Origin of the sequence: Variovorax sp. JS1663 (assembly GCF_002157355.1) — a bacterium.
Classification (GTDB): Bacteria; Pseudomonadota; Gammaproteobacteria; order Burkholderiales; family Burkholderiaceae_C; genus Variovorax.
This window is the reverse complement of record NZ_LYMK01000039.1, coordinates 36045-54813: the sequence shown is the minus strand read 5'-3', so window position 1 is coordinate 54813 and position 18769 is coordinate 36045. Positions and strand designations below refer to the sequence as shown.

The following is an 18769-nucleotide window of genomic DNA, read 5'->3' as shown; positions in this document are numbered from 1 at the left end:
CATGATGGAAGAATTCCGTTTCGCGCCCGAATACGAATTGCCGCACTGGCCTTTCGTCGCGCCACCCGAGCTGGGACGCCAGGACATCGTGCGCCATCCCATCGTCATCGTCGGCGCGGGCCCGGCCGGCCTCACGCTGGCCTGCGACCTCGCCAAGCGCGGCGTGCCGGCCGTGCTGCTGGACGAGGACGACACGGTGGGCGTGCGCGGCGCCTCCTCGCGCGGCATCTGCTATGCGCAGAAGAGCCTGGAGATCTTCGAGCGCCTCGGCGTCTACCAGCGTATCGCGGACAAGGGCATCACTTGGTCTTTCGGCCGCACCTTCTCGGGCGCACAGGAGGTCTACAACTTCAACCTGCAGATCGCCAGCGTCTCGGCGCAGCCGCCCTTCGTCAACCTGCAGCAGTTCTACCTGGAGTGGTTCCTGGTGGACCGCGTCCTGGAACTGGGCGTGGTCGACCTGCGCTGGAAGAACCGTGTGAGGCGCATTGAACCCGGTGGGGACGGCGTGCACATCGAGGTCGAGACGCCCGCCGGCGCCTACGCGATCGAGGCAGACTATGTGATCGATGCCAGCGGCGCCAACAGCCCCATCCGCGCGCAACTCGGCCTGGACGCGCATACCTCGCGCAGCACCGACCGCTGGTGCATCAGCGACGTGCGCTTCAAGAAACCGCTGCCGGTGGAGCGCTGGACCTGGGTCGATGCGCCCTTCAACGAGGGACGCGCGGTCTGGCAGCACCTGATGGCCGATGGCGTGTGGCGCATCGACTACCAGATGCCGGAGGACAGCGACACCGCCCACATCAGCAAGCCGGAGGTGGCGGGCGCGCGGCTGCGCGAGCAGCTCGGCCCCGACGTGGAATTCGAGTTCGTCTGGATCGGACCCTACGGCTACCGCGACCATCTGCTCGACCGCTTCCGTCACGGCCGCCTGTTCTTCATCGGCGACTCGGCCCATGTGGTCAGCCCGTTTGGGGCGCGCGGCGGCAACACCGGCATTCAGGACGCCGCCAATCTCGGATGGAAGCTGGCCCTGGTCGCACAGGGCCAGGCCGGCGATGCCTTGCTGGACACCTACGACGCCGAGCGCCGACCAGCCGCAGCGGAGAACCTGAAGGTCACGAGCCGCACCGCACGCTTCCTTGCGCCGCGCTCGCCGGCCGAGCACCTGATGCGACGCGCCGTGGTCGCGCTGGCCTCGCGCTACTCCTTCGCACGCGCGCTGGTCAACACCGGCCGCATGTCGGTGGCCAACGCGTACCCCGCGGGTGACCATCTGCCGGAGGGCGGGTGCAGCGTGCAGAACTTGCCGCTGCGCTGGCAGAACGGGGGCTCCTGCAGCTTGATGCAGTTGCTGGCCGAGGGCACCCATTGCCTGGGCCTGTGGCACGCGCCGACGCGAGATCAGGCGCAGGCGGCCGCCGCGCTCGCCTCGCTGCCCCTGCGCCTGATCGGCATCGGCGGCGACAGCGGCCTGCCCACGCTGGCGCCGGACGAGACGCTGCTGCAGCACCTCGGCCTCGACGATCCCGCCGGCGGCTTCTGCCTCATCCGCCCGGACGCCTACCGCGCCGCCCTGCTGCGCGACCCCACGCCGGCGGCCATCGCCGCCGCCCTCCACGCAGCCCTGGCCCATGACTGACGCACCCATGATCACCGAGCCCCACATCCCCGACCCCGACGACTTCTATGCTGCCTTGCTGGCCGCTCACGAAGGCCTGAGCGACCCGCAGAGCGCGAGCCTCAATGCGCGCCTTGTGCTGCTGCTGGCCAACCAGTGCCGCGACCACGCCGTGCTGCTGGAATGCATCGCCGCCGCGTGCGCCACCGGAGCCGCGGAATGAGCGGCCAGGTCTCTTTCGCCTCCGCCGCGGACACGCGCGAGCAGAAGCCGCAGCTGCGCGAACTGGCGCCAGACGTCTACGGCTACATCAGCGACTTCGATCCCAACTGCGGCTTCGTCGTCGGCGACGAGTACGTGGTGCTGATCGACACCCGGCCCACACCGCGCATGGCGCGCGACTTCCTGGCCGACATCCGCCGTGTCACCGACAAGCCAATCAGGTTCATCGTGCTCACGCACTACCACGCCGTGCGCGTCATGGGCGCGAGCGCCTTCGATCAGGTGCAGGCCATCATCGCCAGCCGCGGCACGATGGACTGGGTGCGCGAGCGCGGGCAGGCCGACTTCGACTCGGAGGTGGGCCGCTTCCCCCGCCTGTTCGCCGGCGTCGAGGAGATCCCCGGCCTCACCGTGCCGGACATGAGCTTCGAGCGCGAGATGAGCCTGTGGTTGGGCTCGCGCGAACTGCGGCTGATGTGCCTGGGCCGTGGCCATTCGGGCGGCGACACCGTGGCATGGCTGCCGGACTGCGGCGTGCTGTTCTCGGGCGACGTGGTGGAAAACCGCTGCGGCGTCTATGCCGGCGATGCCTACATCCAGGACTGGGCCGCCACGCTGGACGCGGTCACCGCACTCGCGCCCCGGGTGCTGGTGCCCGGCCGCGGCGCCGTGCTGCACGACCCTGCAGCCTGCGTGCAGGCCATTGCACTCACCAAGGACTTTCTCTCGACCCTGCTGGACAGCGTGCGCGCCAGCATCGACGCGGGCGAGGACATCCGCGGCTGCTTCGAGCGTGCCGAGGCCACCATGAAGCCGCGCTTCGGCGACTGGCCGGTGTTCCAGCATGTGCTGCCCTTCGATGTCTCGCGCGCCTACGACGAGCTGCGTGGCATCGAGCATCCGGTCGTGTGGACGGCCGAACGCGACCGCGAGTTGTGGCAGGCCCTGCGCAGCTAGGGCTTGGCTACCAGCCGAGCCCCAGGTGCAGCGGCATGTAGACCGCCATGCCGGCCACCATCGTCCCCAGGACGCCGCGCCGCCAGAAGTAGTAGGCGGCGCCGGCGGCCGCACCGTAGAGGCGCGCGTCCTGCCAGGTCGAGATCAGGTGGCCCTGCGTCGTCACGATCTCAGGGATGATCACGGCGGCGAGTGCGGCCACCGGGGCATAGTGCAGCGCGCGGTGTGCCCAGTCCGGCAGGCCCCATGGCCGGTCGAGGATGAAGAAGAAGCAGCGCGTGAGCACCGTCACGCAGGCCAGGCCGATGATCACGGCCAGGGTCCATGGATCGGTGGTGCCGCCGCTTCCCAGGCTCACTTGTCGTCCTCCGCGCTGGGGTCCAGCCCGAACTGCTTCTCCAGCCAGAAGCACAGCAGCACCGCCACGCCGATGCCGGCGACGATGTTGAGCTTCAGCGGCAGCGCATAGGCTGCCACGGCCGTCGCGCCGGCGATCAGCGCCGCGAGGATGCGCAGCCGCGTCGTCACCATCGAGCAGACCACGGCGACGAGGCAGAGCACCCCGGCAAAGCCCAGTCCCCAGCTCTGCGGGATCAGGTTGGCCAGCACGACGCCCAGCAGGCTCATGCCCATCCAGGAGCACCAGGTCACGAAGTAGTTGCCGGTGAGATAGGCCTCCTGCGCGCGCTTCTCGGCCTCATTCGTCGGCGGCTGCTCGTATTGGCGGGTGAAGAACGCATAGGTCATGTCGGCCGTCAGATAGCCATGCGTCATGCGGCGCCAGCGCGGCATGTGCATGAGATAGGGTCGCAGGTGCAGGCTGAAGACCACGAAGCGCAGGTTGACGCAGAAGCCCGTGGCCAGGATCACCCAGGCCGGCGCGCCGGCGATCAGCAGCGGGATGGCGGCCAGTTGCGAGCTGCCGGCGTAGACCAGCAGCGTCATCGCGATGGATTCGAAAACGCTCATGCCGGACTTCACCATCGCCACGCCGGTCATCAGGCCCCAGGCGCCGGTGCCGAGGGCGACCGACGACATGTCGCGCATGCCCTTGCGGAACTCGGGTTGGCGGCGGATGGAGGAGGAGAAGAACATCAGGACTTCCGCCGGGCCGCCTCAAGGGGGGCCTGCGCGCCCTCGGGAGGCAGCGAATACACACAGTGATGAGCGTGGGGGCAATTCATCAGCCGAAGACCTGCCCGGGCTTCACATCGAAGCCGCGCAGGAAGTCGGCCACCGGCAGGCGCTTGCCGCCCGGGCGCTGCAGTTCGGTGAGCATGACGACCGCGCCCTTGGCCGCGACAGCCACGCCGGTGGAACTGACCGCTAGCACCGTACCCGGAGGATCGGCCGGCGCGCCGGATTGCACGCGCGCAGCCCAGAGCTTGAGGGTCTCGCCGTCCAGGGTGCTCGTGGCACCGGGAAACGGGTCGAAAGCGCGGATGCGGCGCACGATGGCGGCGGCCTCCTGCGACCAGTCGATCTGCGCCTCCGGCTTCTCGACCTTGTGCGCATAGGTCACGCCTTCGGCGGGTTGGGCCTCGGGCTGCAAGGCTGAAGTTTCGGCCTGCTTCAGCGCATCCACGATCAGCCGCGCACCGAGCGCGGCGAGGCGGTCGTGCAGCAGCGCGGTGCTGTCTTCGCCGATTGCCAGCGATTCGCGCACCAGCATGGCGCCGGTGTCGAGGCCCGCATCCATCTGCATGATGGTGACGCCGGTCTCCTCGTCGCCGGCCTCGATCGCGCGATGGATGGGTGCGGCGCCGCGCCAGCGCGGCAGCAGGCTGGCGTGGATGTTGAGGCAGCCCAGGCGAGGCGCGTCGAGCACCCACTGCGGCAGGATCAGGCCATAGGCCGCCACCACCATGGCATCCGCCTTGGCGTCGAGGATGGCGGCGCGCGCCGCCGCGGCATCCTCGGGGTATTTGCCGTCGAGGCGCAGGCTGCGCGGCTGTGCCACCGGCCAGTTGCGCGCGACCGCCAACTGCTTGACCGGCGAGGCCTGCAGCTTCATGCCGCGGCCCGCGGGACGGTCGGGCTGCGTCAGCACCAGCACGATGTCGAAGCCCGCCGCGGCAATCGCCTCCAGGGCGACGCGGGCGAACTCGGGTGTCCCCGCGAATGCGATCCTCATGCGCCCCTCACAGCGGCGCCAGCAGTTCGAGCATCAGGTCGTCGCCGGTGTGGTAGCGCTGCACCACGCCGTTCCGATCGATGTAGATGAAGAGCAGGCGGGGCGTGTTCTGCCACTTGTAGCGCCAGGTCCAGATGTTGCCGTCGAAGGAGCCCACCCGCGTGATCTCGAAGGGCCGGCCGTAGGTGCGCAGCACGTCGGCCGTGCGCCAGGTGCCCACGCCCGGCTGGATGGTGCGGTCGAACAGGCGCTCGTCCAGCTCCTGCGTCACCGCGACCACGTGGCCGCCCGCATCGAGGTCGACGTTGTTGACCTCGAAGCCGGCCGGCGCGCGCGAATACTGCAGGCGTTCGCCGTCGCCCGGCAGGGTGTACGTGGCGGTCGGCGTGCCGAGTTGCCGCAGCGTGTCGTCACGCGAGGTGCCTGCGGCAAGGCGGGTCGGCTCGCCGGCGCAGCCGGCCAGCAGCGCGGCCGTTGCCAGCAGCGCGGCCGGGCCGATGCGGGACGACACGGTCAACGCCGGCCTTCCCGCTGCTCCAGGCGCTGGTCCTCGCGCTGTTGCTTGAGCAGCTTGCTCTTGATGCGATTGCGCTTCAGGGGCGAGAGGTATTCGACGAACACCTTGCCCAGCAGATGGTCGAGTTCGTGCTGGATGCACACTGCCAGCAGGCCCTCGGCTTCGATGGTGCGAAGCTCGCCCTCGGCATCGAGGGCCGTCACGCGCACCGAGGTCGAACGCTCGACGCCGTCGTAGATGCCGGGAACCGAGAGACATCCTTCCTCATTGAGGACTTTTTCATCACTCGCCCAGACGATCTCGGGGTTGATCAAAACCAGCGGCTCGTTACGCTCCTCGGAGACGTCGATCACGACCAGCCGCTCGTGCACGTCGACCTGGGTGGCTGCCAGGCCGATGCCGTTGGCGTCGTACATGGTCTCGAGCATGTCGGCGACCAGGGTCTTGATGCGTGCATCGACACCCTGCACCGGCTTGGCGACCTTGTGCAGGCGAGGGTCGGGAAAGCTCAGGATGGTTCTTTTGGCCATGAACGGGAGGAAAAGTTGTCGTTATTTTCGCCATTTCCGCGACGCCCCAAGCGCCAGCAGCTTGATAAACGTTGCCCGATCAAGGGCTTCGGCGCAAAATTCGTAGCAAATTGTGAGTATTTGTATGCCCTCCGGGGCCGCATGCGTGCACACCATACGACCATGACACACCGCATCCAAGACAGCCTGCGTCCGCACCTTCTCGCCACGCTGGCGGCCCTCGCGATGGCGGGCATGGGCACCACCGCCCTGGCACAGAACTACCCGGTCACACCGCAGCAGCGGAGCACGGCCCAGCAGGCGGCGCAGGCCGGGGTGCCGCTGTCCGAACTGGCGCCCAACGCGCCGGACGAATACACGGTCAAGCCGCGCGACACCCTGTGGGCCATCTCCCGCCTCTACCTGCGCAGCCCCTGGCGCTGGCCCGAGCTGTGGGGCATGAACATGTCGGAGATCCAGAACCCGCACCGCATCTACCCCGGGCAGGTGCTCTACCTCGACAAGAGCGGCGGCCGCGCCCGCCTGGCGCTGCGCCGCGGCGGCAGCGGCATGCCGGAGGGCGGCACCATCAAGCTGTCGCCGCGCACCCGCTACGAATCGCTGGCCGACATGGCCCTGCCGACGCTCAACCCGAGCTTGATCGAACCCTTCCTCGCCGAACCGATCGTGGTGGACGCCGACACGCTGACGATGGCACCGCGCATCGTGGCCGGCAACGAGAGCCGCGTGGTGCTGGCGCGGGGCGACCGCATCTATGCGCGCGGCGAGGCCAAGACGCCCCTCGTGGAGGCGGCCGGTCCCATCCAGACCTATCGCGTCTTCCGCAACGCCACCCCGCTCAAGGATCCGGGCACGGGCGAGATCCTCGGCTACGAAGCCCAGTACGTCGGCAAGGCCGAGCTGCAGCGCGGCGAATCGAGCGCCAAGGAAGAAGTCGACGGCAAGGAAGTCTTGTACCCGGTGCCCGCCAGCCTCGACATCGTCGCGACGCGCGAGGAAATCCGCGCCGGCGACCGCCTGCTGCCCGAGCCGCCGCGCCAGCTGTTGAGCTACGTGCCGCGCGCACCCGCCCAGCCCATCGCCGACGGCCGCATCGTCTCGGTCTACGGCAACGCGGTGCAGTTCGCGGCCCAGAACCAGGTGGTGGCGATCAACAAGGGCACGATCGACGGCATCGAGAACGGCCACGTGCTGGCCATCCTCAAGAACGGCGACACCATCATCGACAAGACCAGCGGCACCAAGGAGACGATGAAGCTGCCCAACGAGCGCATCGGCCTGCTGATGGTGTTCCGGCCCTTCGAGCGCGTCTCGTACGCGCTGGTGCTCGAGATCCACGACGCACCGCGCATCGGCGATCTGCTGGTCAATCCCTGATCCCCTCCGGCGCTTGCGTGGAGCCTGACGAACTCGCGGGCTGGCTTCGGCTCACGCTGACGCCGGGCATCGGCAACACGGCCGCGCGCCGGCTGCTGGCCGCCTTCGGGCTGCCGGCAGCGATCTTCGAGCAGACGCCAGCGGCCCTGCAACAGGTGGTGAGCGAGGCCCACGCGACAGCACTGCTCACACCACAGGCCGGCCTTGGCGCCTTGCTCGACAGCACCCAGGAGTGGCTGCACGGCGTCGAAGCGCTGGGTGCCACGCGCCGCATCCTGACGCTGGGCGATGCAGGGTATCCGGGCTCCCTGCTCGAGATGGCCGACCCGCCGCTCCTGCTCTACGTTCTGGGCCCGGCCGCGCTCGATCTCACTCAGCTCGAGCGCAGCATCGCCATGGTCGGCAGCCGCAATCCCACGCCGCAGGGCATCTCGAACGCCCGCGCCTTCGCCCGGGCCTTCGGCGAAGCCGGCGTCACGGTGGTCTCCGGACTGGCGCTCGGCGTCGACGGTGCGGCGCACGAAGGTGCGCTGGACGCGGCCATAGACCCCCTCTGGCCGGCCACGGTGGCCGTGGTGGGCACCGGGCTGGACCGCGTCTATCCCGCACGGCACCGCGCGCTCGCGCAGCGCATCGCCGAGCGCGGCCTGATCGTGAGCGAGTTCGCACTCGGCACGCCGCCGCTCACCCAGAACTTCCCCAAGCGCAACCGGATCATTGCCGGCCTGACGCGCGGCACGCTGGTAGTGGAGGCGGCGCTGCAGTCGGGCTCGCTGATCACCGCGCGGCTGGCCTCCGAACAGGGCCGGGAGGTGTTCGCGATCCCGGGTTCCATCCACTCGCCCCAGTCGCGCGGCTGCCATGCGCTGATCCGGCTGGGCGCGAAGCTGGTGGAAACGGTGGGAGACGTGCTCGAGGAATTGCGCTTCGACGCCGCGGCGCCGGCGCCATTGCTCGCGTCAGGAAACGAGGCCTCGCCGCATCCCGGGCTGCTGCAGGCCCTCGGCCACGATCCCGCGAGCCTGGACGCGCTGGGCGCGCGCACCGGTCACGCCGTGGCCGCGCTCCAGGCGCAATTGCTGGAGCTCGAACTTGCCGGCCAGGTGGCCCGGCTGCCGGGCGGGCTGTTCCAGCGGGTCATCCGGGCATAGGCGATCCCGCCTGCATGCATCCATGCCGTGGCGCGGACGCGAAGCTGGGCTATATTGGCCCCATGTTCGAAGTGCTCGTGTACGTGTACGAAAACTACTGGCGCGGCGATGCCTGCCCCGAACCCGAGCAGCTGGGCCGCAAGCTCAGCGCCCAGGGCTTCGATCCCCAGGAGATCCGGGACGCCCTGTACTGGCTCGACGGCCTCAGCCTCGCCACCCAGGGCATCGAGTTGACGCGGCATGCCGACGGGACCAGCGCCACCGTCCGGGCCGCACCGGTGGTCCTCCCGGGATCACCGGACTCCATGCGCATCTACTCGACCGCCGAACAGGAGCATCTGGGCGCCGAGTGCCTGGGCTTCATCAGCTTCCTCGAGTCGTCCCAGGTGTTTTCGGCCGGGCTGCGCGAGATCGTGGTCGAGCGCGCCATGGCCACCACCGGCGATACGCTGACGCTCGACGAGCTCAAGATCATCGTGCTGATGGTGCACTGGAGCGCCGGGGTCGAGCCCGACGCGCTGGTGCTCGACGAGCTCTGTGACGACACGTCCACACGCGTCGCGCACTGAGCCCGCTCAGTTCAGGAGCCGTTCCGGGTTCGCATCCAGCTTGGCGAGCGCCTCGCGCGTGGCGCGCACGGTGAGCGTCTCTTCCTCGGCAGGCACCAGCAGTCCGGCCTGCAGGTAGGAGGCCAGACGCCCGACCTGGATGAGGAAGCTGCGCCCGTCGCTGGAGGCGAACAGGTGCAGCTGCTTGCGCTCGCTGCGCCAGACGAACTGGACCTGGCTCACGCGGTCGTTGTGGTCCAGCATGAACCAGGTGCCCACCTGCAATTCGTGCGCCCACTGCACCATGTCCTCGCCGACCTTGTTGCCGGTGTCGGGCACGATCTCGAGCGAGGCCGCGTCCACGCCCAGCAGCAGCTCGATGCTGGCGGCGTCCAGCGGCAGGTCAGTGGCGTCGCCCTCGTCACTGACGAAGTCCTCCAGGTTGGCCAGGCGCTTGGCCATGGCCTCGATCTTGGCCTGCGGGATGGCCTCTGTCTTGGACAGGAAGGCATCGGACAGCGTGGAGCCGATGGTCTTGATCTGCGCCTCCTGCGGCTCGCCCTCGATGCCCAGCAGGCTCATGCCCTGGCGCAGGCGCTGCAGCAGCTGCGGCAGGTCCTGGATCACGCGGGCGCGGTCGTTGCGATTGGGCTTGGCGCTGGCGGCCCACACCAGGTCGGAGGCGGCGCGCTTGAGCGTGACGGTCTGCTCGTCCTGCGGGCCATGCCGCAGCGCGGCGATGGCCAGCACCTCGGCCCAGATCTTGAACAGGAACTCGCGGATCTCCTCGCGCACCGGCATGTCGTTGAGCATCTTGCGCAACTCGATGGTGTACTGGATCGCCATCGTCTCCTTCTGCTCGACCTGCTGCGCCACGCTCATCAGCCGCTGGGTGGCGTCGCTCTGCGTCAGGTACTTGTTGAGGAAGGCGACGAATTCGTCGAACACCAGCTTGAACACCCGCTGGCCGGTCTCGGGGTATTGCTCGATCACCTGCACCACGCGGCGGATCTCGCCTTCGAGCGCACTGCCCGAGATGGCGGCGGCGTCGAAGCCCATCACGCAGGAACCCATGCGGTCGATCAGCATGCGCGCCGGATGCTGCAAAGTGGCAAAGAACTCCGGCTCAGCGATCGCCACGCGCAGCACGGGCATCTGCAGGCGTGCGAACCACACGCGCGCCGAGAAAGGGATGCGCTCCTCCGCCAGGATGGCCTGGAACATCAGCGCCACGATCTCGACCGTGGCCTTGTCGGCGGTGGTCGGCGCCTTCTTCTTGAGCTCGCTGGTGCGCCGGCGCAGCTCGGCAGCCGTCTGGTGGATGGCGGTGGCCTCGTCGCCGACCACATACTGCGAGGCCATCGCCTGGTAGGCCTGCTCGGCGTCGGCAATGGCAGCAGCGAAGGCCGGCGCCGCAAGCCCGACGGGTCCGCCGCCGCCTCCTCCACCACCGCCACTGACACCCACCGCGCCAGGACCGTGGCCGCCCGGCACACGCATCTGCCCCAGGTCGCCGCCGATCCTGGCGGTCACGAAGCGCTTGAGGTTAAGCAACACCCCTTGCGCGCGCTGGCGTGCCAGGACCAGCGGGGAACCGCCGGTGGCGACCAGGGTGTCGCCGCCCGCCCGCCCGGCGCTGACGCCGATTGCGGCCGGCGCGAAGCTGCCCGGCGGCAGGGTGATGCCGGCGCTCATGCCGGGCGGGATGGTTCCCACCTGCGAGGATCGCGCGAAGCTGCCGCCCAGCGCAGCGGTGCCCGAGTTGGCGCTGCCGGTACGCTTGACGAAGCTCTTGAGATCGATCTCGGGCATCACGCCCCGCTCGATCAGGAAGGCATTGGCATCCTTGTAGGCTTGGACGACCACGTCCACCAGGCGCTGCTGCACCACCTCCTGGACCCGGTTCCAGGATTCGCGGCTCAGCCCCGCGGCCAGCCACTGGTCGACCAGGGTCCGGGCCAGCGCCTCGGGCTTGAGCACGTCCTTGGCGTCCAGCTCGGTCGTGCCCTCCAGGTGCTGGATGCGCAGGCGCAGGTCATTGAGCTCGAAGCTGGCCTTGTCCGTGATCGCCTGGGCCAGGCGCGAGGACAGGATGTTGGTCTCCACCACCTCATCGCCGATCAATTCCAGCCGGAGGCCGCCGGTCGAGCCGCCGCTGGCGCCACCGGTCAGCGCCTTGCGCCATGCAGCCTGCGACAAGGGGGCCCAATTCGAACCCTGCGACTGGAAGGCCAGGAAATCGTCGCGGTGCTGCTGCATTTCGCGCACGCTGGCGGTCATGGTGGCCAGCGCCACCAGCCGCTCGCGCACCGCATTGGCCACCGGGACGATCGCCCCGCCGGTGGCGGTGACGAAGCGCTCGCGCGTCTCGCGGGCGAGCTGCTGGGAGGAGGCGGGAGACCGCGAGATCATGGAAGGGGCAAGGACGGCAAATAAAACGTTTCAACAAGCCTGAGCTTGTATTGTGAAGCGTAACCGCACAAGCGCCCCCGAGGCTGCTCCGCAACCCGAACGCCCGGCGGCCCGGGCGCGGCCCGCGGTGTTTACACCACGGCGCCGGTGTTCGGATCGTCCGGGTCACCCTCGCGCTTCGTGGGCTTGACCAGGTCTTCCCGTTTCACGCCCAGCCACATCGCGATCGCCGCCGCCACGAAGGCGGACGAGTAGATGCCGAACAGGATGCCGATGGTCAGGGCCAGCGCGAAGTAGTGCAGCGTCGGCCCGCCGAAGAAGAACATCGACAGCACCACCAGCTGGGTGGAGCCGTGGGTGATGATGGTGCGGCTGATGGTGGAGGTGATGGCGTTGTCGATCACCTCGCGGGTGTTCATCTTGCGGTAGCGCCGGAAGTTCTCCCGCACCCGGTCGAAGATGACCACCGACTCGTTGACCGAGTAGCCCAGCACCGCCAGCACCGCCGCCAGCACCGCCAGCGAGAACTCCCACTGGAAGAAGGCGAAGAAGCCCAGGATGATCACCACGTCGTGCAGGTTGGCCAGCACGGTGGCCAGCGCGAACTTCCATTCGAAGCGGAAGGCCAGGTAGATCATGATGCCGACCACCACCATGCCGAGGGCCTTGAGGCCGTTGGTGGTGAGCTCCTCGCCCACCTGCGGCCCGACGAACTCGTTGCCGCGCAGGGTGGCCGACGGATCGACCGCCTTGAGCGCGGACATGACCTGCTCGCTCTGCTGGGCCGAGGTCTGGCCCTTCTGCACCGGCAGGCGGATCTGGACGTCGCGCGAAGTGCCGTAGTTCTGCACCTGCACGTCGGCGTAGCCGAGCTTGCCGATGGTCTCGCGCACCTTGCCCACGTCCACGGACTGCTGGTAGGCGACCTCCATCACGGTGCCGCCGGTGAATTCGACCGACAGGTGCAGCCCGCGGTGGAACAGGAAGAACACCGCCAGCAGGAAGGTGATGACGGAGATCGCGTTCAGCACCAGTGCATGGCGCATGAACGGGATGGTCCGGTGGATTCGGAAGAACTCCATGTTGCGTGCGCTCCCCTACTTGGCGTCCGCCACGGTCTTCTCGGCGTCCGGCTTCCAGACCGTGCCGATGGACACGCTCTTGAGCTTCTTCTTGCGGCCGTACCAGAAGTTCACCAGGCCGCGCGAGAAGAACACGGCCGAGAACATGGACGTCACGATGCCGATGCAGTGCACCACCGCGAAGCCGCGCACCGGGCCGGAGCCGAAAGCCAGCAGCGCGATGCCCGCGATGAGGGTGGTGACGTTGGAGTCCAGGATGGTGCCCCAGGCACGGTCATAGCCCGCGTGAATGGCGGCTTGCGGCGAGGCGCCGCCGCGCAGCTCCTCGCGTACCCGTTCGTTGATCAGCACGTTGGAGTCGATCGCCACGCCGATCGCCAGCGCCATGGCCGCGATGCCCGGCAGCGTGAGCGTGGCCTGCAGCATCGACAGGATGGCCACCAGCAGAAGCAGGTTGACGGCCAGCGCGATCGAGGAGAACAGCCCGAACAGCATGTAGTACAGGCACATGAACACCATGATCGCGGCGAAGCCGTACATCACGCTGTCGAAGCCCTTCCGGATGTTGTCTGCGCCCAGGCTGGGGCCGATGGTGCGCTCCTGGATGATCTCCATCGGCGCGGCCAGCGAGCCGGCACGCAGCAGCAGCGCCAGGTCGTTGGCTTCCACCACGTTCATCGCGCCGGAGATCTGGAAGCGGTTGCCCAGCTCGCCGTTGATGGACGGTGCGGTGAGCACCTCGCCCTTGCCCTTCTCGAAGAGCAGGATGGCCATGCGCTTGCGGTAGTTCTCGCGGCTGACGTCGCGCATGATGCGGCCGCCCTTGGCGTCCATGGTCAGGTCAACCTTGGGCTGCTGGGTCTGCGAGTCGAAGCCGGTCTGGGCGTCGGTGAGGTTCTCGCCGGTCACCAGCACCTGCTTCTTGACGATGACGGTGCGGCCTTCGCGGTCGAGGAACTTCTCGGAGCCGAAGGGCACCGGGCCGCCGCCGGTCTCGGCCGCGCGGCCCTCGGCAGACTCGTCCACCAGGCGCATCTCGAGCGTGGCGGTGCGGCCCAGGATGTCCTTGGCCTTGGCCACGTCCTGCACACCCGGCAGCTGCACCACGATGCGGTCCAGCCCCTGCTGCTGGATCACCGGCTCGGCCACGCCCAGCTCGTTGATCCGGTTGTGCAGCGTGGTGATGTTCTGCTTGAGCGCCGCGTCCTGCAGGCGGCGCGCCGCCTCGGGCTTGATGGTGACGGTGAACTTCGTCTCGCCGCCTTCCTGGCTCTCGACGATGGCCAGGTCGGCGAACTGGTCGCGGATCAGGTCCCGGGCCGGCGCCACGGCGGCCGCGTCGCGGAAGCGCAGCTCGATGGTCTGGCCGTTGCGGCTGACCGCGGCGCCGCGGATGCTCTTGTCGCGCAGACCCGAGCGCAGGTCGTTGGCGAAAGACTCGGCCTTCTTGTCGATGGCGCCCTTCATGTCGACCTGCAGCAGGAAGTCCACGCCGCCGCGCAGGTCCAGGCCCAGGTACATCGGGAAGGCGTGCAGCGCGGACAGCCACGAGGGCGATCGCGACACCAGGTTGAGCGCCACCACGTAGGGCGGATCGCTCGGGTCGGGCACCAGCGCCCGCTGCAGCGTGTCGCGCGCCTTGAGCTGGTCATCGGTGGTGGCGAATCGGGCGCGCACTGAATTGGCGTCCAGTGTGATGAGGTCCGGCGTGAGGCTGGCCGTCTTGAGAATCTCCGTCACCCGGGCAGGGGTGCCGGCGTCGATCTTGACGGTCGACTTGGCCGAGGACACCTGCACCGCGGGCGCCTCGCCGAAGAAATTGGGCAGGGCGTAGATCAGCCCCACCAGCAGCACGATGACGATGATCGTGTACTTCCAAACCGGATAGCGGTTCATCGCATGAAACCTTCAATGACGCGGGTGCGCGGCACCCGCGTTTTCCGCCGGACTTACTTGATGGCGCCCTTGGGCAGAACCTGGACGACCGCCGAGCGCTGCACCTGCACCTCGACGCCCTTGGCGATCTCGACCGTCAGGTACTGCTCGCCCAGTTGGGTGATCTTGCCGAGCACACCGCCGGCCGTGGCGACCTCGTCGCCCTTGGCCAGGGCCTCGAGCATCGCGCGTGCTTCCTTCTGGCGCTTCATCTGCGGGCGGATCATGACGAAGTACAGCACCACGAACATCAGCAACAGCGGGAGCATGCTGCCGAGCGAGGACATCATGTCGCCCCCGCCGGATGCAGGAGCGGGCGCGGTCTGGGCGTAAGCGGTGGAAATGAACAAGGAAGTCTCCAGCAGAGAGGAAGGATGGGAGCGCGAAGCCCCTCTGGGGTTCACGGTTCCGCGCGCTGTAGAGACAGGCGCGCGAAGGCGGGGCGGGGCCCCGCACGGCATCGCGCATTGTATTCGGCGGCGTCCGGCCCGCCGGCGCTAAGCCGGCCGGGCCGGGAGGGCTTTCGCCGGCCAGGCGACGGCGTCGACCGGAGATGTGCTCAGGCGGCCACGCGGGCGCCCTGGGGGTCGCGCCACTTGGCCATCAGCGCGGCCCAGCGGCCGCGCGCCGCCTGCAGGTTGCGCTCCTTCACGTGGCCGTAGCCGCGGATCTGCTCCGGCAGCGCCGCGATCTCCAGCGCCAGGGCGTGGCTGCCGGCATTCAGGCCGGCCAGCACTTCCTCGACGCTGGCGCGGTACTCGCCGATCAGCGCGCGCTCGGTGCGGCGCTCCTCGGTTCGGCCGAAGGGGTCGAGCGCCGTGCCGCGCAGGCCCTTGAGCTTGGCCAGCAGACGGAAGCCGGTCAGCATCGCCGGGCCGAACTTCTGCTTCTGCAGCTCGCCCCTGGCATTGCGCTGGGCAATCATCGGCGGCGCCAGGTGATAGTTGAGCTTGTAGTCGCCCTCGAACATGCCCTCGACACGCTCGAGGAAGCTGCGGTCCGCATGCAGGCGCGCGACCTCGTACTCGTCCTTGTAGGCCATCAGCTTGAACAGGTAGCGGGCCACCGTCTCGGCCAGGGCGGTCTTGCCCAGCGCCGCCTCGGCCTGCTGCACCTTGGCGACGAAGGCCCGGTACTGCTCGGCGTACGCCGCGTTCTGGTAGGCCGTCAGGAACTCGGCGCGGCGCGCGACGAGACTCTCGACCGTTTCGCGCTTCTTGAATTCGATGACCTGTCCGGGGTTCAGTCGCTTGCCGAGCTCCTGCGGCCGCTGGGCGGCCTGGCGGCCCCATTCGAAGGCGGCCTTGTTGTTCTCGATCGCCACCGCGTTGAGTTCGATCGCGCGCATCAGCGACGCGTGCTCCAGCGGGATCCAGCCCTTCTGCCAGGCGTAGCCCAGGATCATCGGGTTGACGTAGATGGTGTCGCCCATCAGCGAGCTCGCGGCGGCATCCGCATCGAAGGCGCCGAGCGACCCGGCACCCACGGCACGCGCGATCTCGGCAGCGCAGGCCTCCTGCGGGTTCTGCCAGTTGGCATTGCGCACGAAGCCCGCGGTCGGCGCGCCGTGGCTGTTCAGCGCCACGTGGGTGCGGCCCTCGCGCATGCGCGCCATCGTCTCGGCGTTGACGCTCACCAGCGGATCGCAGGCCAGCACCAGGTCGGCTGCGGCCGTGCCCACGCGGGTGGTCCGGATGTCGTCCTGGGTGTCGCCGATCAGCACGTGGCTCCAGGTCGCGCCGCCCTTCTGCGCGAGGCCGGCGGCGTCCTGCGTGACGATGCCCTTGCCCTCGATGTGCGCCGCCATGCCCAGCAACTGGCCGATGGTGATCACGCCCGTGCCGCCGACGCCGGCCACCACGATGCCCCAGACCTGGCCGCCGGCCAGCGAAGGCAGCGCCGGCTCGGCCAGGGCGCCGAGCTCGGCCGGCGTCGAGGCCTTGTTCTTCGCCTTCTTCTTGAGCTGACCGCCTTCCACGGTCACGAAGCTCGGACAGAAGCCCTTGAGGCAGCTCATGTCCTTGTTGCAGGTGCTCTGGTTGATGGTGCGCTTGCGGCCGAACTCGGTCTCCAGCGGCTCCACCGACAGGCAGTTGCTCTGCACGCTGCAGTCGCCGCAGCCCTCGCAGACCAGCTCGTTGATGACCACCCGCTTGGCCGGATCGACCATCGTGCCCCGCTTGCGGCGGCGGCGCTTCTCGGTGGCGCAGGTCTGGTCGTAGATGATGGCGGTGGTGCCCTTGATCTCCCGGAACTCGCGCTGGATCTCGTCCAGCTCGTCGCGGTGCCGCACCTTCACGTCCTGCCCGGGCACGTTGACGCCCTCGTACTTCTCCGGCTCGTCGGTCACGATGACCACCTTGGCCGCACCCTCGGCATGCAGGCTCTCGGCGATCTGCAGCACGGAGTGGCCCTCGGGACGCTCGCCCACCTGCTGGCCGCCCGTCATCGCCACCGCGTCGTTGTAGAGGATCTTGTAGGTGATGTTGACCCCGGCCGCGATGCTCTGGCGGATCGCCAGCAGGCCGCTGTGGAAGTAGGTGCCGTCGCCGAGGTTGGCGAAGATGTGCGGGTCGGTGGTGAAGGGCTGCTGGCCCACCCATGGCACGCCCTCGCCGCCCATCTGCGTGAAGCCGATGGTGGAGCGGTCCATCCAGGTCGCCATGAAGTGGCAGCCGATGCCGCCCATCGCGCGCGAGCCCTCGGGCACGACGGTGCTGGTGTTGTGCGGGCAGCCCGAGCAGAACCAGGGCTGGCGGCTCGCGTCCACCGGGCTCACGATCTGCGGCGCGGCCATCGCGCGCTCCTTGGCCTCGAGGATGGCGAGTTGGGCGTCGATGCGCGCCGCCATGTCGCTGCCGGCGGCGGCCAGGATGCCGGTCTTCTTCAGCCGCATCGCGATGGCCTTGGCGATCAGCGCCGGGTTCAGGTCGGCGTTCGCACGCAGCAGGGTGTGGGCGGTCGGGTTGGGCATGGACCATTCGCCGCCCGAGTAGCCCTCGGCCTCGTGCACCTCGCCCTCGTCGAACTTGCCGACCACGTTGGGCCGCACGTCGGCGCGCCAGTTGTAGAGCTCTTCCTTGAGCTGGTACTCGATGACCTGGCGCTTCTCTTCCACCACCAGGATTTCCTGCAGGCCGGTGGCGAAGTCGCGGGTGAGCTGCGCCTCCAGCGGCCACACCACCGCCACCTTGTGCAGGCGGATGCCCAGCTGGCGGCAGGCCGCGTCGTCCAGGCCCAGGTCGATCAGGGCCTGGCGGGTGTCGTTGTAGGCCTTGCCGCTGGCCATGATGCCGAAGCGGTCGTTCGGGCCTTCGATCACGTTGTGGTTGAGCCGGTTGGCGCGGATGTAGGCCAGCGCGGCATACCACTTGTAGTGCATGAGACGCGCCTCTTGCTCCAGCGCATGGTCGGGCCAGCGGATGTGCAGGCCGCCGGGCGGCATCTGGAAGTCGGTGGGCATGACGATCTCGACGCGCTCGGGGTCGATCATCGCGGTGGCGCTGGATTCGACGATCTCCTGGATCGTCTTCATGCCCGACCAGATGCCGGCGAAGCGGCTCATCGCGAAGGCATGGATGCCCAGGTCCAGGATCTCCTGCACGTTGGTCGGGAAGAACACCGGCGTGCCGCAGGCCTTGAAGATGTGATCGCTCTGGTGCGCCGCGGTCGAGCTCTTGGAGATGTGGTCGTCGCCGGCCACCGCGATCACACCGCCCCAGGGCGTGGTACCGGCCATGTTGGCGTGCTTGAAGACGTCGGAGCAGCGGTCCACGCCCGGGCCCTTGCCGTACCAGATGCCGAACACGCCGTCGTACTTGTTGGTGCCCGGCGGCGCGAAGCCCAGTTGCTGCGTGCCCCAGAGTGCCGTGGCGGCAAGCTCCTCGTTCACGCCCGGCTGGAAGACGATGTGCTGTTCCTTGAGGTACTTGCTGGCCTTCCACAGCGCCTGGTCATAGCCGCCGAGGGGGGATCCGCGGTAGCCGCTGATGAAACCTGCCGTGTTCTTGCCGGCCTGCTGGTCGCGCAGCCGCTGCAGCATGGGCAGCTTGACCAGGGCCTGGACGCCGCTCATGAAGGCGCGGCCGTAGTCCAGTGAATATTTGTCGTCGAGCGTGACCGTTTCGAGTGCCTTGCGGATGTGCTCTGGCAGCGGTGCGTTCATCGTCGTTGTCTCCGGTGGCTGTGCCTTGTGGGCGTGGCGGTGGGTGGGGCGAGGCATCCGGGTGTGGACCCCGCAGCCATCATGCTCGCAAAGTGTATGCCTGGCGCCTTGATAG

The 18769-nt window shown here is 68.6% G+C and carries 16 protein-coding genes; 6 read left to right on the top strand and 10 right to left on the bottom strand.

Annotation, left to right across the window (positions count from 1 at the left end):
• Nucleotides 1–4 precede the first annotated feature (4 nt).
• The 3 genes from A8M77_RS26295 to A8M77_RS26285 are packed head-to-tail and all read left to right on the top strand — an operon-like array spanning nt 5 to nt 2803.
• Entirely contained in the window at nt 5–1645 is a 1641-nt protein-coding gene (locus tag A8M77_RS26295) for an FAD-dependent monooxygenase (protein WP_086924488.1), read from the top strand.
• A 7-nt stretch (nt 1646–1652) separates the two neighbouring features.
• Nucleotides 1653–1847, top strand: coding sequence for a DUF2783 domain-containing protein (locus A8M77_RS26290; protein ID WP_086924472.1), 195 nt, complete (start codon nt 1653–1655; stop codon nt 1845–1847).
• The gene (locus tag A8M77_RS26285) at nt 1844–2803 is read left to right on the top strand and encodes an MBL fold metallo-hydrolase (protein WP_086924471.1); all 960 of its coding nucleotides are present in this window, start codon (nt 1844–1846) and stop codon (nt 2801–2803) included. The genes A8M77_RS26290 and A8M77_RS26285 overlap by 4 nt, the downstream gene beginning before the upstream one ends.
• 7 nt (nt 2804–2810) lie before the next feature.
• Here the strand turns inward: A8M77_RS26285 and A8M77_RS26280 are convergent, their stop codons facing one another.
• From A8M77_RS26280 to def, 5 genes are all read right to left on the bottom strand, one after another.
• Entirely contained in the window at nt 2811–3161 is a 351-nt protein-coding gene (locus A8M77_RS26280; protein ID WP_086924470.1) for an AzlD domain-containing protein, read from the bottom strand.
• Nucleotides 3158–3898: an AzlC family ABC transporter permease gene (locus tag A8M77_RS26275; protein ID WP_086924469.1), complete on the bottom strand. Its 741-nt coding sequence runs from the start codon at nt 3896–3898 to the stop codon at nt 3158–3160. The genes A8M77_RS26280 and A8M77_RS26275 overlap by 4 nt, the downstream gene beginning before the upstream one ends.
• 88 nt (nt 3899–3986) lie before the next feature.
• Nucleotides 3987–4937: a methionyl-tRNA formyltransferase gene (gene fmt / locus A8M77_RS26270; RefSeq protein WP_086924468.1), complete on the bottom strand. Its 951-nt coding sequence runs from the start codon at nt 4935–4937 to the stop codon at nt 3987–3989.
• Nucleotides 4938–4944: 7 nt separating this feature from the next.
• Complete coding sequence (locus A8M77_RS26265) at nt 4945–5448, bottom strand: hypothetical protein (protein WP_238136972.1); 504 nt, start codon at nt 5446–5448, stop codon at nt 4945–4947.
• Nucleotides 5449–5450: 2 nt separating this feature from the next.
• Nucleotides 5451–5984 carry a peptide deformylase gene (def, locus tag A8M77_RS26260; RefSeq protein WP_086924466.1) on the bottom strand — a complete coding sequence of 178 codons (534 nt, stop codon included), beginning with the start codon at nt 5982–5984 and terminating at the stop codon, nt 5451–5453.
• A gap of 162 nt (nt 5985–6146) precedes the next feature.
• On the opposite strand from def, the gene A8M77_RS26255 reads away from it, so the two are divergent.
• The 3 genes from A8M77_RS26255 (at nt 6147) to A8M77_RS26245 (ending at nt 9081) form a co-directional block, all read left to right on the top strand.
• Complete coding sequence (locus A8M77_RS26255; RefSeq protein WP_086924487.1) at nt 6147–7361, top strand: LysM peptidoglycan-binding domain-containing protein; 1215 nt, start codon at nt 6147–6149, stop codon at nt 7359–7361.
• A gap of 17 nt (nt 7362–7378) precedes the next feature.
• Nucleotides 7379–8512: a DNA-processing protein DprA gene (gene dprA, locus A8M77_RS26250; protein ID WP_086924465.1), complete on the top strand. Its 1134-nt coding sequence runs from the start codon at nt 7379–7381 to the stop codon at nt 8510–8512.
• 62 nt (nt 8513–8574) lie between these two features.
• Nucleotides 8575–9081, top strand: a complete 507-nt coding sequence (locus tag A8M77_RS26245; RefSeq protein WP_086924464.1) for a DUF494 family protein — start codon at nt 8575–8577, stop codon at nt 9079–9081.
• Between the two features lie 6 nt (nt 9082–9087).
• Here A8M77_RS26245 and A8M77_RS26240 read toward each other — a convergent pair whose 3' ends face one another.
• From A8M77_RS26240 to A8M77_RS26220, 5 genes are all read right to left on the bottom strand, one after another.
• A complete protein-coding gene (locus tag A8M77_RS26240; protein ID WP_086924463.1) occupies nt 9088–11472 on the bottom strand; it encodes a DUF1631 family protein in 2385 nt (794 codons plus the stop codon).
• Nucleotides 11473–11603: 131 nt separating this feature from the next.
• Nucleotides 11604–12554: a protein translocase subunit SecF gene (gene secF / locus A8M77_RS26235; protein ID WP_086924462.1), complete on the bottom strand. Its 951-nt coding sequence runs from the start codon at nt 12552–12554 to the stop codon at nt 11604–11606.
• A 15-nt stretch (nt 12555–12569) separates the two neighbouring features.
• Nucleotides 12570–14450, bottom strand: a complete 1881-nt coding sequence (gene secD, locus A8M77_RS26230; protein WP_086924461.1) for a protein translocase subunit SecD — start codon at nt 14448–14450, stop codon at nt 12570–12572.
• A 53-nt stretch (nt 14451–14503) separates the two neighbouring features.
• A complete protein-coding gene (gene yajC, locus A8M77_RS26225; RefSeq protein ID WP_086924460.1) occupies nt 14504–14839 on the bottom strand; it encodes a preprotein translocase subunit YajC in 336 nt (111 codons plus the stop codon).
• Nucleotides 14840–15048: 209 nt separating this feature from the next.
• Entirely contained in the window at nt 15049–18654 is a 3606-nt protein-coding gene (locus A8M77_RS26220) for an indolepyruvate ferredoxin oxidoreductase family protein (RefSeq protein ID WP_086924459.1), read from the bottom strand.
• Nucleotides 18655–18769: the final 115 nt, after the last annotated feature.

Excerpts from the sequence above, each read along its gene's own strand:
- A8M77_RS26295 (WP_086924488.1), top strand. The coding sequence starts at position 5 with ATGGAAGAATTCCGTTTCGCGCCCGAATACGAATTGCCGCACTGGCCT.
- A8M77_RS26290 (WP_086924472.1), top strand. The coding sequence starts at position 1,653 with ATGATCACCGAGCCCCACATCCCCGACCCCGACGACTTCTATGCTGCC.
- A8M77_RS26285 (WP_086924471.1), top strand. The coding sequence starts at position 1,844 with ATGAGCGGCCAGGTCTCTTTCGCCTCCGCCGCGGACACGCGCGAGCAG.
- A8M77_RS26275 (WP_086924469.1), bottom strand. The coding sequence starts at position 3,898 with ATGTTCTTCTCCTCCTCCATCCGCCGCCAACCCGAGTTCCGCAAGGGC.
- fmt (WP_086924468.1), bottom strand. The coding sequence starts at position 4,937 with ATGAGGATCGCATTCGCGGGGACACCCGAGTTCGCCCGCGTCGCCCTG.
- def (WP_086924466.1), bottom strand. The coding sequence starts at position 5,984 with ATGGCCAAAAGAACCATCCTGAGCTTTCCCGACCCTCGCCTGCACAAG.
- A8M77_RS26255 (WP_086924487.1), top strand. The coding sequence starts at position 6,147 with ATGACACACCGCATCCAAGACAGCCTGCGTCCGCACCTTCTCGCCACG.
- A8M77_RS26245 (WP_086924464.1), top strand. The coding sequence starts at position 8,575 with ATGTTCGAAGTGCTCGTGTACGTGTACGAAAACTACTGGCGCGGCGAT.
- A8M77_RS26240 (WP_086924463.1), bottom strand. The coding sequence starts at position 11,472 with ATGATCTCGCGGTCTCCCGCCTCCTCCCAGCAGCTCGCCCGCGAGACG.
- secF (WP_086924462.1), bottom strand. The coding sequence starts at position 12,554 with ATGGAGTTCTTCCGAATCCACCGGACCATCCCGTTCATGCGCCATGCA.
- secD (WP_086924461.1), bottom strand. The coding sequence starts at position 14,450 with ATGAACCGCTATCCGGTTTGGAAGTACACGATCATCGTCATCGTGCTG.
- A8M77_RS26220 (WP_086924459.1), bottom strand. The coding sequence starts at position 18,654 with ATGAACGCACCGCTGCCAGAGCACATCCGCAAGGCACTCGAAACGGTC.